The following is a 13,725-nucleotide window of genomic DNA, read 5'->3' on the forward strand; positions in this document are numbered from 1 at the left end:
GCGCGCCGACTGCCCCCTCGTATCGACGATGTTGCATAACAGCGCGCGAGGGGGAGCAGCTTGGTGCGATGTTGACTGCTTCGCCGGTCGTACTGCCTGTCCGTTCCGCTTAGCGCTCGCGCGCTGCCCGATATTGCAGTGGTGATCCATTATATGGGCGCTCCAACGGCGTTCGGGCGATGACCGGCTTGAGCGTTGCGGCACTAGTCGCATCTCGCACCACCGGAGGAAAACGGATGAGCGATCTTACCTTGGATGATCTCGCAACCAGGATGGCAGAGATCGATTTCGCGATGCTGTCGACGCGCTCGTTGAACGGCAAGATCGCCGCAAGGCCGATGAGCAACAACCGCGACGTGAAGTTCCAATTTTGTCATAGGTCCGCCGCGAGCGCGCCAGCAGCGAGCGGGCGCGGCGGACTGTCCCTGCTCTTAGGCTCGTCCGCGCTCAAGCGCGCGTTCTTTGAGCAGATCTCGTGTCTTGTTGCAGGCACCATCTTCAGTTTCTCGTGCGTCAGTGCGAGCGCTTCGGCGCGCTTCGCGAGGCATGTCCACGAGCCGAGCAACGGTGTGCCCGTGGCCTCACGCATTGAAAGTAGGCACTCCATGCCGATGACAGACGCTTCGATCAGATAGTAAACCGAAATCATCAGGTCCCCTTCTGGTTGACAAGCCGCGCTGTGATCGGCGGCGTGGTTGTGCCAAACAGCGACCGAAACGTTGAAGGCATTCGTCCGCGCGCCTTATCGGATTCGTGTGGGACGCAGTTTCAAGTACGCTATGAAAGGCCGCTATTTGGATACCGTTTGCATTAATGGCGCCGCCAAGCATCGTTTTCACGAGCTCGGCGTCGGGTCGCGTACCGATCGACAACTGATAACAGCCCATCGAGACAATCAATAACCGGCGGCAAATAGACTTTACCGGTAGGGATCTGGAACTACGCGATGTCTGCGAGCCACTGTTACTTTTCTCCGGCACCGCTTTGGGCGGGTCATTCGCCAGCCCGCACCGACACTGCCGCAGATTTCGCACTCATCGGCGCTGAAGGAAGGAGGAAGGTGTCGAGCACGCGACGCGCAGCGCCAAGGTACGGCGCGCGTTGCTCGCGCATCGTGCCGGAGGCAACGTTTAAACCGCCGCGACAAGCTCAGCCCCGACGAGTCGGCAAAGACCGCGCGCATTGTCGCGACCGCGCGCTATGTGCGGGACGACGAGGGCGATGCGCGGCAATTCCTGAACACCGCGCACGCGCTGCTGGAAGGCCGTTCCCCGCTCGGGGTCGCGCTGATGGAACTGGGCGCGCGGCGCGTCGAGGAATTGCCGTGGAAGCTGTTCTATGGGCTGCCCGCACGACGCTCATACAGAGCGCGGAGTCTGGCGTCGATCTTCGTTGCGTGGCATAAAGACCCACGTGAGGTGCTTAGTGCGAAGGGTGTCAAAGCCTGTAAACCGCAATCATCCCGAGGACAAAAAAACCGCACACGAGGGGTGCATGCGGTTGAAAGGCGTGAAACCCACGCCCGAGAGAGCCTATATTTAATCATCCGGCCGTTTACTCAATATCGATCCCATTTCGCTGGAGTGCGCATTTTTGCTCAAGTAAAATAGGCGGCGCGTCCTTTTGAACTATGCGGATCACTGACCGGGGCTACGATAATTCGGTATGGCAAAGGCGTGTTTCCAATGCGCTGACGGACCACGGTAGTTCGCCACTGCTCGGATCGAATTCGTGCTGCACACGGCATCTAGACGGACGTTTCGACGTTACGCCCCAATTGGCAGGTTGTACGGAAGCGGTCCGACATACGGAAGGGCGGTGACTGTAGGATCGCCAGGTCCTCACCGCGACCAAAATGACCGTCCATCAGGTCGCCTACACGCCACACCGAACATGGTCGCCGAACGTGCCCATCGAAGCCGGCCGCTTTCAGGTTCGGCACGGAGTCAAGCGGAAAGATGTTGCTCATTGCAAGAATCAGCATATCGCCCTTTTGATCGTCGTTGCGTATGGCTCGGACAAATGCATAATGCGACGCTGCATCCAGTCGGGTATCCAGTAGCAAGGCATGAGGGCGCCGACTTTCCACGTACCGGCCCAGCTTGCTGATTTCCGACGCGTGATTGACTTGATAGTTTTTGAGTCTTAGCAGCAGCGATATGGATGAACCGATCGCGTCATCGGCGTGGCCAATGAGGATACGCCGCCTCCCCATGACTGCTTCAGGTTGTGCGCCTGTGCGCCAAAACGCGCATTCCTGTTCATCGTCGATCGGTTCACGACGTGTCATGCCACATTCTCCGGTAGTCAGCTTCGTGGCTCAAACTAGTATGGCCGGGGCTGCACTGGGGTCCTTGCAAAATCCGCAGTTGAAAAACTTCAACCCTCCGAAGTTGCATGCCACGAATGGCATCCCGACAAGCGCGCACTTACTACTGCGAGAACTCCCTCTTGTATTCCTTTATCGCATAATGTACATGCCTGCGCTCACTGCCCGCACGGGATGCAATGTCAGCGACGTCACGCCGTCTCCGCCGTCAGCAAATGCCAGTGTGCGTCTGTCGGCAGCCCTGATCCGCCCACGACCCATACGCAGCAGCACTGCAGGAGTGCCGCAGCCGACCAGGTTACCCATTCCGCAGAACTAAGAGACGGGCACGGCCCCAAAGGAGATGGTCTAGAAATGTGCATGGAATCACGAGAACTGGGCAAGCAAAGGAAAAACTTGCAGGACCGCGAAAAAGAGCAGATGAACGTGCAACCTGCACACAACGGTCCCACACCATAGTCGCACCGCTTATGCTTACGGCAAAGGTCAAGATGCCGCGCTGCCGACGCCCCGGCGAGCCGACGTCACGCTGCGTTGAGGCCACCGCGGAACGTTAAAAAGCGTTCGATCTCATTGAGCCCATGCTCAATAGCGGACCACTGGGCCTGGTGCCGGGTGTCAAATCGACCCAACAGCCCGCTGACCACTCGATCACCGCTTGGCAGGCGCACAATAACCATGGCGGCAAACGAGGTTCCGTCCGGCAGTGCCAGTCCGGTCACTAAGAATTCTTTGAACTCCAACTCGATTGCGTCTTTCATCAGAGTCGCCGGTCTGGCGCGTCCGTGGCTACCGCTTATGTCACAAGCGAAGTAAGCGCACAGCGCGGCGACGGTCCGGTCCGCTTGCGTTCGTTACCAACGCAACGTCAGAGAGGTCGCACCGCCTAGTGAGAAATCGCGTGTGTAGCGCGGCAAGAAATCTGTTCCGGTCAGTCCGTGCCCTTCTCCGTTGCACTGTCGTTCTTCCCGACTGGCTCATCGATCCGCATACTAAGCTAGTGCATTATGCGTTCCAGCATAGGCTTTGTTAGGAAGGTGTGCTCCTGTCGAAAGTGGCGACGACTACTGCAGGGGAAGACGATCATCTCCGCTAGTGTCGAAGTCTGGGTTGTGATGCCCTTTGAAAGTTCCTCGGCCATGCACAGGCGCAACGCTTGTCTTCTCCATGCAAGATGGGGGCAGGTGTCACGAGGCGCTGTCAATATTGCGTCCAGGCCCGCGGTAGGGCGCACATATGTCGGCTACCGCCAGCCATGGTGATTCTGGGGAGTAACGCGTCTCCGCACCGGCTTGACACAGCAGGTGAACGTAATCGTAGGGTCTCATTTCAGGCGAAGAAGACTAGCAGGACCCATTGCTTCCCGCGCCCGATACGGCTGAGCGCCCCACGTTCATTTCACAGGAACACGTGCAGTGACATGGATGGCTTGTCCGCGCGAGTTCCATATGCGCTCACGGGCACCGCAGCGACGCTTTCGTTCGCCGCAACCTCAACCGAGGTTTCTACGATTGCCAGGCTCGCACTCGGGAAAGGCGGGGTGTACGCCGAATTCGTTTCGACAATTTCGCGAGGTCATCGCGCGCAGATTCTTCCGGATGATGAAGCAACCGCGCAAGTCAATCCACCCCGCAGCGGCTAGCCGGTTTCTCTGCCGTTTCCATCGACGTGCTAAGCCGTGGCTGCCTGTTGCGAACGTGTGAACCCCAGTCTTCGATGCAGCGGCGAAGCGCGTCGTCGATTGTCGGCAACACGGCCGCCCTGCGGCTGGCGAGCGCTCGATAAGTGGGCCGCGGCGCGGCAAGACACATCGCTTCAACTGCGCATGCTTCTACGAGGCTAGGGTCCAGACCGGCAATGCCCGCCGCCTCGACCGCGAAATTGAAGCACGTGAGCGCGCCGCGACTGCTTAGGTGCACAATGCCCGACTCGCGATCGATCAGCAGATCGAGGCACGCGTGCACAAGGTCCGATGCATAGGTCGGCGAGATGGTGACATCTTTCGCCGCGACAAACGGGCGGTCGTCGGCGAGTGCGTGCAGGGCGCGGTGAAGGAAGTCTGAGCTTTTCCAAAGCCCGAAGATGGGACCGGTTCGAACGACGAGCGCCTGCGGAAAACGCCGCGACACATCGCGCTCGGTTTCGGTCATGCAACGGCCGAAACGATTAAGGGGACATACCCCGTCTGTCTCGACATAGGGGCGGGTGGCGCGTCCGTCGAAGACAATGTCAGACGAAAATGTCAGATATTCGATGCCGCCGCATGCGGCGCAGGTCTCGGCGAGCGCGGCTGCCGTCTTCGTGATGGTCCTGAGATGAACGCTTGAGCTGCGCTCGGCCTCGTCCGGATCTAGTGGATCCATCGCGTTGACGACCGCCCACGGTTCTAACGCGCGGATCGCATCGCTGAGAAGCAAATCGTCAACTAAGACGGTGGCGTAATGCAAGTCGCGCTGCGCGCAAAGGATGGCGAAGAGTTGCGCCAGCGCGCCGTTACCGACGATGAGTATCGGTGCGGGCGGGTGCGTCTCGTCGCCCGAGCGCGAGCACGCGGATGCGGGTGCGGGTGCAGGTGCAGCAGTTCCGCCGGTTACGCTCGGTGCGCTTAGCACCACCGGCTCACAGAAAAAGCGCCCGGGTCGACGCCACCATCCCGTGCCGTGCAGGACCGGATGATCGTGCGGTCGGCCAGCGGCAAGGTCGCGCATCAACGCAGCGACGGCCGTTTCGCGCGGCTCGTGCCCGCGCACATCAAACGCGCCGGGCTCATAGTATCCGCGCTCTTCCGTCACAAGACAATTCCAGTCGTACGAACCGAGAAGTGCCCAAACCGTCACCGCGCGCACGTCGGCGCCGTGCCCGCGTGCCTCGCTCGCGGCGCTCCATATCTCGTGCAGCCAGCGTAACTGGTCCTGCCGCGTCGCGTCGATATGGGCTTCGGTAACAGCAAGCGGCAAGTGGTACCGTTGCCACGCTTCGTCGATTAGCGCGCGCATTCCCGGCGGCGGATTTGCAAGCGCGCGCGCCGCTTCAATGTCGGCGAAGCGATGCCCGTACCATTCGCAGTGATACGCCTGCGGATATTCGTGAATCCGGTCGTCCAGCCAACGCTCGCTCGTGATGTAGTAGTTGATGCCGACGATGTCGGGCGGACACGGATTGTCCACGAACCAGAGCACGTCTTCCGCCGCGACGCCAGCATCCGTGATGTATTGCCACAGCGCATGGCCGGGCACCACCTTCCCGCAAAGAAGATCCCACGAAAGCCAGCGCCGCTCGTTGTAGAAACTGACGAGCTTCGTCATAGTTGGCGTGCCCTGCGTCTTGCCGAGATCGTCTGTCTGAACGAGCTTCGCGCGCGGGTTGACGTTACGCACTTCGCGCATTGCGTGCACCGTGGCCTTGCATTGATTGATCAGCGCCTCGAGATACGTCCGATCATCCGTGCCGTGCGGATGCCAGACGCCGTAGAGGCCGCTGAACCGTGCGGTCGTGTTCGGCTCGTTTACCGGCGTGTAGTACGAAAGCCAAGGATAGCGTTCAGCGACCGCTCGAGCGAATTGCGCAAGCCTGCTGGCGAACTGCGGGTCGAGCAGGCCACCGGGCAGCGGGCCGCTTCCGTGGTGCAGCAGCCCGGCTATCGGTTCGACGCCCAGTGCGCGAAGCGTGGGTAGGCGCGCATCAAGCCACGACCAGTCGGCGTCGCCGATACCCGACGGCGCCGTCCTTTCCCACAGCACCGGGTAGCGCAGCGCGCGTATGCCCAACGAGGCGAAACGCTGAAGGTCGTCATCGCGCGTCGCATGTCCGCTACGGTCCAACTGGCTAAAGAACGTGTCCCGTACCCGGTTGACCGTGCATTCGAGTCCTCCCCACAGCACCAGCCGATCATCCATATCCAGTATCCCGAAGTGTACAAACGTGAGCCAGCCCGCGACGCATTTAAGCACTCGGTATGCCGTTGTCCCGCGCGATCAGTGTTTCCCCCGAGCCAGCGGGCGCTGGAACAACGATTGCCCCTTATGTCGCAGATTTGTCAGCGAACGCACCGGCAATGTATCAGGCCCGGCTCAGGCCATGTTGCGAGTCATCGCGTGCGCCATACGCAGCGTCGCTCATCTTCAACGCGACGTGAAAGCGGCCGAGCTTCGGACATCACGGACGCAATGGATGCGGTACTTCCGGAGGCACTCTCTTGCGCGAGTCTAAAGCCCAACACCAATCGACAGCCGCCAGCGCGGCCGGGTCTGCCGACCGTCCGTCGACACACGTCCGCTCGCGGATCTCCACCGCGGGATCGGGCCTGCCACGGACCGTTCTATGCCTATCCCATTTGCGCTGGAACTTCGTTTATCAGCGGCCACAGCACTTGCTGTCGCGCATTGCCAAACAGGCGGAAGTGCTCTTCTTCGAAGAGCCACGAAGAACGGATGAGGCTGACGCGTGGCTGGACGTTCGGGTTACCCAGCAAGGGATCCGCGTGATGACGCCGTGGCTTCCTTCGGGCCTGACTCAAGAAGAGGACGAGCGCGCGCAACGCGTCCTTCTCGACGCGTATCTCGCCGGCACGGACAAAGGGGATCTCGGTCTCTGGTACTACTCGCCGATGAGCCTCGCCTTCACCGATCATCTCGATGCGGGGCTTATCGTTTATGACTGCATGGACGAGCTTTCCGCGTTCAAGGACGCTCCGCCGCAACTTGCCCAACGTGAAGCTCAGCTGATGCGTAAGGCTCACGTCGTCTTCACGGGCGGACAAACCCTGTTCGAGTCGAAGCGGCGTTTCCATCACAACGTCCATGCGTTTCCGAGCAGTGTCGATGTCGCGCACTTCGAGAAGGCGTGTGGGCCGTTGCCCGAGCCTTCGGACCAAACGGCGGTACCGCGCCCGCGCCTCGGCTTCTATGGCGTACTCGACGAGCGTTTCGACGTCGCGCTAATCCGCGCCTTAGCCGCTGCGAGACCGGACTGGCAGTTCGTCATGCTCGGCCCGATTGCGAAGATCCGGCCCGCCGATCTGCCGCAAGCGCTCAACATTCACTATCTGGGCCAGAAGTCCTATGACGACCTGCCGCGCTACCTCGCGGGCTGGGACGTCGCCCTTATGCCGTTCGCGATCAACGAGGCCACGCGCCATATCAGTCCGACTAAGACGCCCGAATATCTAGCCGCGGGGCGACCGGTGGTGTCGACGCCCATCGCAGATGTGGTCTCGCGCTATGGCGATAGTGGTGTGGTCCGCATCGCCCGCGACGCGATCACCTTCGAGCGCGCGATCGCATCGGCGTTGACCGAAGCATCGGACCGCGCGGCATTCATCGGCCGCGCCAAAGCGGTGCTCGCTGGAATGTCGTGGGACAACACGTTCGCCGGCATGCTAGCCGAGGTTGAAAGATGCGCATCATAGACACGACCGCGAACGTTCCTTCCAACCCGGGCCTGGGCGGCCATCCATTGCATCCGGACGCGCGCGAGGACCAACGAAAGGGCTTCGACTATCTTATTGTCGGTGCGGGCTTTGCGGGAAGCGTCATGGCCGAAAGGCTTGCCAGCGAGTACGGCCAGCGCGTGCTGCTCATCGACCGGCGTGCGCATATCGCGGGCAATGCCTATGACGAGTACAACGCGCACGGTATTCTGATCCATCGCTATGGGCCGCATATCTTCCACACAAACGCGCGGCGCGTTTTGGACTATCTGTCGCGGTTCACCGCGTGGCGACCGTATCGGCATCGTGTGCTGGCTTCCGTCGACGGCATCCTGGTCCCGATGCCGATCAACCTGAGCACGCTCAATCGCCTCTATTCGATCAACCTCTCGCCGCAGCAGGCGGAGGCTTTTCTTGCGGCGCGCGCGGAGCCAATCGCCGACATCCGGACATCGGAAGACGTTGTGGTCAGCAAGATCGGCCGCGAGTTATACGAGAAGTTTTTCAGAGGATACACGCGCAAGCAATGGGGCATGGACCCGTCGGAGCTGGATCGCTCGGTGACCTCGCGGGTGCCGGTACGCACGACGGCGGATGACGGGTACTTCAACGACGAGTTTCAGTGCATGCCCCTTGAAGGATATACACGCATGTTCCAGAAGATGCTCGCGCATCCGAACATCAAGGTCATGCTCAACACCGACTACAGCGAGATTCGCGCGGAGGTCGGATATCGCAAACTAATCTATACCGGGCCTATCGACGAGTACTTCGATCATTGCCTCGGCAAGCTGCCGTATCGTTCGCTCGTGTTTCGACATGTAACGCTTGATCAGAAGCACTTTCAGCCCCGTGCGGTCGTCAATTATCCGGCAGAGCAAGTGCCTTTTACGCGCATCACGGAGTACAAGTATCTGACGGGCCAACAGCACGCGAAGACCAGCATCACGTACGAATATCCGAGCGACGAAGGTGACCCGTATTATCCGATCCCGCGGCCGGCAAACGCGGAATTGTTCAAGCGCTACGAGGCGCTCGCCGAAGCGCATCCGGAAGTGATTTTCGCGGGGCGACTCGGGAGCTACCGCTATTACAACATGGACCAGGTGGTCGCTCAGGCTTTAAGTCTCGTCGAGCGTATTGCAGCGACAGATGGATTCGTGAGGTTCGCGTAGGGCCTTCCACGGTGGTTTTCCCACTCTTTTTATTAGCATGAAGGTAGGTTTTAACGTTGTTTTTTGGCCTTATGAGTCTTCCAGGTAAGCGTCGAAAACCACTAAAGTTGCGCCGCGATGGGAGTTCCAGGAGCGGCCATCGCAATAGAAGTGAGGTCGGCATTTCCTACCAAGGACGATCGTATCGTTGCCTCGAACGGCGACGATGCACCGAGCATCACTGTCTGGCCCGGTGCCCGTTCAACGCTGCGACGAGCGGTGCTGGACATCGATCATCTAACGCAAGACCATGCCGAAGCACGAGCAGGAAATGCTCCTTTTGTCTCTCTTCAAGGGGCAATCGGTACTTTGGCCGGATTCATCTGCTACTTCAGCAATGGCGGATCAAGTCGCAACTTCGATACGCTGCAAAAAGACACTATCGACAAACCGAATGGTCCGGATGCATCCGACGCACTGCAGCAGAGCCAGGGTTTCTCCTTGACATACGATGGTTATAACCCCTGCAGCCGACCGGTCGAGCGACGCCGTAATTCCATGGCCGCGAACTGCATCAACGACTGCCTCCTCGTCAAACATCGACTCCGACGCGTAGCGGAGGATGACATGGGCCCGAATCAAAAGGATCTCCAAAACCGTGAAGGCAGCTGCGACTGCGAGTTGGGACGGTCCTTCCGGAGCGCGCAGTTCCGGTCAGGGTCACATACTTTGCTTCCTAGGCCGGGAAAGCACGACCAGTCCATCGGCTGCTGGTATTGGTTTGCTGAACCGCGTAAGCGACCGGAATGCTCATTGCGATGGAGCCTTGGATGCCGATCGACGGTCGGCGCGAATACCACCATCCGGGGGTTACCATGGCAGTCAAGACTTTGCAAGACCTTTTTATTCACGCCCTGTCGGACGTCTATAGCGCCGAAAAACAACTGACCAAGGCGCTCCCACGACTGGCGCGGGCGGCTTCCAATCCTTCACTGTCCGAAGCGTTCAAGATCCACCTTGAGGAGACGCAAGGTCAGATTGGCCGAATCGACCAGGTAGTGGAGAGCGCGCGGATAAAGCTCAAGCGTCTCAAATGCGTGGCGATGGAGGGACTCGTGGAGGAGGGTCAAGAACAGATCGAGGAGATCGAAAAAGGCCCAATTCTCGACGCAGCACTAATCGCCGCAGCACAGAAAGTCGAGCACTATGAAATCGCCACTTACGGGACGCTTGCGGCGCTCGCGAGAAAGCTTGGTTACAACGAAGCGCTGAGCCTCTTACTCGAAACGTTGAAAGAGGAAAAAGCAACGGACGAAAAGCTCACGTTGCTGGCAGAACAAAAGGTGTCGGAAGAGCAGGCCGGTACGCCTGCCGCAAAGACACCGCCAAAACAGGTCGCCGAATAAACGTGCGCGCGCCGAGGTTGCCGCACCGTACGCGGCGCGCCAGTCACTTGCATCTTTGTCTTCCCAGTACTTGTAAAAGGTCGGTGGCGATGCGCTCTGTGTGATGGACATGAGGTAAGCCAGCGGGCGCGCATTATAGGGAGACTTCATTAACATCGAATCTGCAATTTCATTGAACCTCCGGACGCTCGTCACCTTATGCGGCCCACATTGGCGGTTGAGGCACGGTGACTGCCGAGGATGGCAAGAAAAGACCGTCATGGTGACGCGGCTCGATTCAGGCGAACGCACGCGTTTTTTTCGGGCGGACTGATCGCGGGAGGGGCAGCGATGCAAGCTGTCAATGTTGCGGAAACCGGATTTGACATCGGTTGGATTTCGCTCGCTTTGGCCGTGAATTGGACTGCGCATCCAGCCAGCAAAGCGTACTTGCTGGATACCTTGCTGGACGTGAGCACTTTCGCGTTCCGCAGCATCTCCCCGATCGCTTCGTCTCGAAATGGTTGCAACTACGGCTGAACGCATTCCGACGCCGCCGCATTCTCGATCGGGACGTGACTCCTGCCTACCTAAAAAAGATCGACTGCGCGATGTGTCCGATTACATTGATCGCCATGACGCATGCCGCCTTAGCCGAAAGTGACTGGTCGGTCGATAGGATCAACAATGATGGAGCCTATGCACCCGGCAACCTTATGGTGATGTGCGTCAAAGCAAATCGGGCAAAGGGAGCGAAGGATTTCAGAGCGGTCGTTGAACTGGCGTCGGTGAGCGCGCAGGGCGCAGTGCTCGGTCTTTCGAAGCGCGAGTGGGCTCGGCTTGCCTGCGTGATGGCCGGCGCGGCGAACATGACTGGGGCTAGGCCTCTTCTCCCGCTTCTTACTAGGCTCCCGGAGGACTCCCGGGCGCCGCTGTACTTCGTTTTCCAGCAGATGCTGCTGTCTTCGGCGCGCTTAGCGAGAGAGCGCAATCGGGTTATGAAGGTTTTGTGTCGATTGCATCCGTCAAGCGAGCGGACCGCTCTTTTCAGATGCGCAGTGGAAAGGCTGGCAGTGAACATAAGAGATGCCGCTTACCCCTACGACGCATTGTCTGACGAAGGCGTCCAGCGTGCGATGACGAGCTGGTTCACGACTGTGCCGGCAGCCAGCGTCCCCGGATTGCTCCAACTGTGTTCCGAGTACGGCGCCGGGCGTTGCGAACCTGCGCCTCCAGCTGCATGGACACTAGAAGCAAGCGGTCGCTTTTAATGCGTTCTCCCAAGGACCGCCGTGACCCGTCATCCGAACGAGGCCACATGGCACGCTTCACTCGCGCGTTCACGCGCGCTCGGCCGATTGCCATCCCAAAGCTGGGTGCCGAAGTGTCTGCGTCGGCCATGGGCCGGTGCCGGTTAGGTCCGCCAGTGGCAAGCGTTGCGCCCTAGCTTTACCGGATTAGAAGCAGAACTATAAACTCCGTCAATCCTCCTTCGGCTGGTGCACGGGCGGGGGGATAGGATCGACAATCAAGACGTGCTTGGCGCCGACCCTTCGGCTCGATGATGCAGCGTACGGACGACGTACCGAATATGAATCCGGGGATGTCGCGAAGGGCATTGGCGGGGCAGGACCGATTCCTGCGGCCGATGGTGCAACGGAACGACGGGGGAGCTTCGTGCTCGTCCGAGCCGGTGAAGACTCCTGCATGACGGGTACGAACCTGTTGCGCCTGACTTGGTGCTCGATCAGTGGAGACGAGCATGGCCCCTGTTACGAGCTATTGTTGGCTGTCCGGCCCACATACGTGTCCGGCGACAGTCGTGAGCAGCTGCCGCACGGGAGGGAAATATGGCACATATCACGGGAAAGCGTCCGAAACTCGCTTTGTTTCCAACGAAAAGCGTCCCAATGGCCCCCGGGGCGACGGAAGACGATTTCACGGTCTACGCATCGTTTCGCGGCAGTGATTCGAGCGGCTACTACGGCACACTGAAAGTAGTGAGGACAACGGACGGAAAGATTCTTTACCCTTTCGAAGGTGTGGAACAGATTGGCCCGTTCGGAAGCAAACCTGATGCGATCGCTGCTGCGCATCGGCGCGGCGACGAAATTGTCAATGGCGACTTGAAGAATCCCGAACTCGAGCAGTGAGGTCTTTTCGGCAACAGTTGCTTATCTCGCGTGAAGCGTGGGAAAAAGTGTGCTCAAGAATGTGCAGAAACGCTGAGGCGGCAGAGCGCTGAGGCAGGGGTGGCCGTGGTGTAAGTTGATGAATGCGGAGTTCGTCAATCTGCCCCCGGGAGGCCTTTCTCCATGGCTACGACCAAGCGTAATATGAACCGGCCGCCAGCGGAAACACTAGCGAACCGCGTATGGAGGCCTTCACGCCGGCATTACGTGGCACGGGAGACTAGCGGCTTATGAGGTTGACCAACAACCATGCATTAGAGGCAGTGCGGATTCCACCACGTCACCCCATCGCGCCTCACGCGCGCGGGAAGCGGGACACCGCCGGCCTGAGTCGCTTACGGCTCAAGCAGTGCTCTTCGCGATCAGTCGCTCATTCGCCTTTGCAGCTCACCGGGGCCTCTAGCAATGCCGGCCAGATATGCGCCCAATCTCCGTCATGCGCCACGTCCGCGACGGCGCGCCATCGCGCGCAGTCCGTGCCAACCGCGTGGACGAAACGCCGCGCGACGGCCAAGGACACGACGTAATCTCGGGTTGCTGGCGAATTGCACTTGCGGCAGCGTACCGAGGGAAGCCGCGACATTGATTGGATCGAGCGACTGGGGCATCGGCGATACGTCGTTGCGCCGCCGCCGGAATAGCCGACGAGATCAACGCCGGGTCCCGGCGCGCGCGCCGCGATCGCGTCCATTGCCTCATTCATGGATACGAGCACGTCGGGCGCAAAGCGCGCACTAGTCCAGTAGCGGACATCGCAACGCGGGTTTTCCGGCATCGGCGTGTACTGGCATGGGCGCGCCAGATACATCACGTTCGGCGACGGGTCCGCGGCCGCGAGCGCAAGCCCCGTCGCCTCACGAGGCGTCGAATTTGCGACGGCTCGCTGCGCGTCACCCACGCGAAGCCATCGCGTTCGATATACACATGAATCGGCAAATCACGGCGCGCAATACGCGAGTACGCGCTCAGCGCGAAGACGCTCGTGTGCAATGTCTCCCGCTGCATTCGCGCGGACTCGGCGAGTGCATCGGCGCGCGCGTCCCGAGCGAGTCGACTTTGGTTGAATCCGCCATCCCATTCGGACGGACGGTCGCGCCGTCGTGTCTCCCGTCGGCTGATCGGTTACGTTGCTTTGCGGTGCCAGGCCTGGCACGGTCAGGCTTAGCACGGCAATAGCCAATGGCTTCTGCCTGCCATCGGGGAAGGTGGGCAGCGACAATTGTTTTGGCCGGTCGTT

10 protein-coding genes and 2 pseudogenes are annotated in these 13,725 nt (G+C 59.9%); 7 read left to right on the forward strand and 5 right to left on the reverse strand.

What is annotated here, in order from left to right:
• Positions 1–236 precede the first annotated feature (236 nt).
• Complete coding sequence (locus BG57_RS33500) at positions 237–635, forward strand: pyridoxamine 5'-phosphate oxidase family protein (protein ID WP_052006025.1); 399 nt, start codon at positions 237–239, stop codon at positions 633–635.
• A 171-nt stretch (positions 636–806) separates the two neighbouring features.
• Here the strand turns inward: BG57_RS33500 and BG57_RS33505 are convergent.
• Positions 807–963 (reverse strand): annotated as a pseudogene (locus BG57_RS33505) (IS3 family transposase); the annotation flags it as partial.
• Between the two features lie 96 nt (positions 964–1,059).
• Here BG57_RS33505 and BG57_RS33510 point away from each other — a divergent pair.
• Positions 1,060–1,352 (forward strand): annotated as a pseudogene (locus BG57_RS33510) (antitoxin Xre/MbcA/ParS toxin-binding domain-containing protein); the annotation flags it as partial.
• 395 nt (positions 1,353–1,747) lie between these two features.
• Here BG57_RS33510 and BG57_RS26945 read toward each other — a convergent pair.
• The 3 genes from BG57_RS26945 to BG57_RS26960 form a co-directional block, all read right to left on the reverse strand.
• Positions 1,748–2,290 (reverse strand): response regulator, encoded by a 543-nt coding sequence (locus BG57_RS26945; RefSeq protein ID WP_174447247.1) that lies wholly within the window; start codon positions 2,288–2,290, stop codon positions 1,748–1,750.
• Positions 2,291–2,853: 563 nt separating this feature from the next.
• On the reverse strand, positions 2,854–3,090 hold the full coding sequence (locus BG57_RS26950) for a hypothetical protein (protein ID WP_035969921.1): 237 nt from the start codon (positions 3,088–3,090) through the stop codon (positions 2,854–2,856).
• An 858-nt stretch (positions 3,091–3,948) separates the two neighbouring features.
• On the reverse strand, positions 3,949–6,225 hold the full coding sequence (locus BG57_RS26960) for a family 1 glycosylhydrolase (protein WP_075583216.1): 2,277 nt from the start codon (positions 6,223–6,225) through the stop codon (positions 3,949–3,951).
• A gap of 473 nt (positions 6,226–6,698) precedes the next feature.
• Here BG57_RS26960 and BG57_RS26965 point away from each other — a divergent pair, with 473 nt between their 5' ends.
• The 5 genes from BG57_RS26965 (at position 6,699) to BG57_RS26990 (ending at position 12,449) form a co-directional block, all read left to right on the forward strand.
• Positions 6,699–7,736: a glycosyltransferase gene (locus tag BG57_RS26965; protein ID WP_206539435.1), complete on the forward strand. Its 1,038-nt coding sequence runs from the start codon at positions 6,699–6,701 to the stop codon at positions 7,734–7,736.
• Positions 7,724–8,932 carry a UDP-galactopyranose mutase gene (gene glf / locus BG57_RS26970; protein ID WP_081851000.1) on the forward strand — a complete coding sequence of 403 codons (1,209 nt, stop codon included), beginning with the start codon at positions 7,724–7,726 and terminating at the stop codon, positions 8,930–8,932. The genes BG57_RS26965 and glf overlap by 13 nt, the downstream gene beginning before the upstream one ends.
• 854 nt (positions 8,933–9,786) lie before the next feature.
• Positions 9,787–10,317 carry a YciE/YciF ferroxidase family protein gene (locus BG57_RS26980; protein WP_052006029.1) on the forward strand — a complete coding sequence of 177 codons (531 nt, stop codon included), beginning with the start codon at positions 9,787–9,789 and terminating at the stop codon, positions 10,315–10,317.
• A 371-nt stretch (positions 10,318–10,688) separates the two neighbouring features.
• Positions 10,689–11,567, forward strand: a complete 879-nt coding sequence (locus BG57_RS26985) for a hypothetical protein (RefSeq protein ID WP_152562718.1) — start codon at positions 10,689–10,691, stop codon at positions 11,565–11,567.
• A 579-nt stretch (positions 11,568–12,146) separates the two neighbouring features.
• Positions 12,147–12,449, forward strand: coding sequence for a DUF6723 family protein (locus BG57_RS26990; protein WP_052006026.1), 303 nt, complete (start codon positions 12,147–12,149; stop codon positions 12,447–12,449).
• 409 nt (positions 12,450–12,858) lie between these two features.
• Here the strand turns inward: BG57_RS26990 and BG57_RS33575 are convergent, their stop codons facing one another.
• Positions 12,859–13,296 carry a hypothetical protein gene (locus BG57_RS33575; protein ID WP_206539436.1) on the reverse strand — a complete coding sequence of 146 codons (438 nt, stop codon included), beginning with the start codon at positions 13,294–13,296 and terminating at the stop codon, positions 12,859–12,861.
• Positions 13,297–13,725: the final 429 nt, after the last annotated feature.

The organism is Caballeronia grimmiae, assembly GCF_000698555.1.
In the GTDB taxonomy this organism is placed as follows: Bacteria; Pseudomonadota; Gammaproteobacteria; order Burkholderiales; family Burkholderiaceae; genus Caballeronia; species Caballeronia grimmiae.

Bases quoted from the DNA above. Each gene is read 5' to 3' on its own strand.
- BG57_RS33500 (WP_052006025.1), top strand. From the start codon at position 237: ATGAGCGATCTTACCTTGGATGATCTCGCAACCAGGATGGCAGAGATC.
- BG57_RS26945 (WP_174447247.1), bottom strand. From the start codon at position 2,290: ATGACACGTCGTGAACCGATCGACGATGAACAGGAATGCGCGTTTTGG.
- BG57_RS33575 (WP_206539436.1), bottom strand. From the start codon at position 13,296: ATGTATCTGGCGCGCCCATGCCAGTACACGCCGATGCCGGAAAACCCG.
- BG57_RS26980 (WP_052006029.1), top strand. From the start codon at position 9,787: ATGGCAGTCAAGACTTTGCAAGACCTTTTTATTCACGCCCTGTCGGAC.
- BG57_RS26960 (WP_075583216.1), bottom strand. From the start codon at position 6,225: ATGGATGATCGGCTGGTGCTGTGGGGAGGACTCGAATGCACGGTCAAC.
- BG57_RS26950 (WP_035969921.1), bottom strand. From the start codon at position 3,090: ATGAAAGACGCAATCGAGTTGGAGTTCAAAGAATTCTTAGTGACCGGA.
- BG57_RS26990 (WP_052006026.1), top strand. From the start codon at position 12,147: ATGGCACATATCACGGGAAAGCGTCCGAAACTCGCTTTGTTTCCAACG.
- glf (WP_081851000.1), top strand. From the start codon at position 7,724: ATGCGCATCATAGACACGACCGCGAACGTTCCTTCCAACCCGGGCCTG.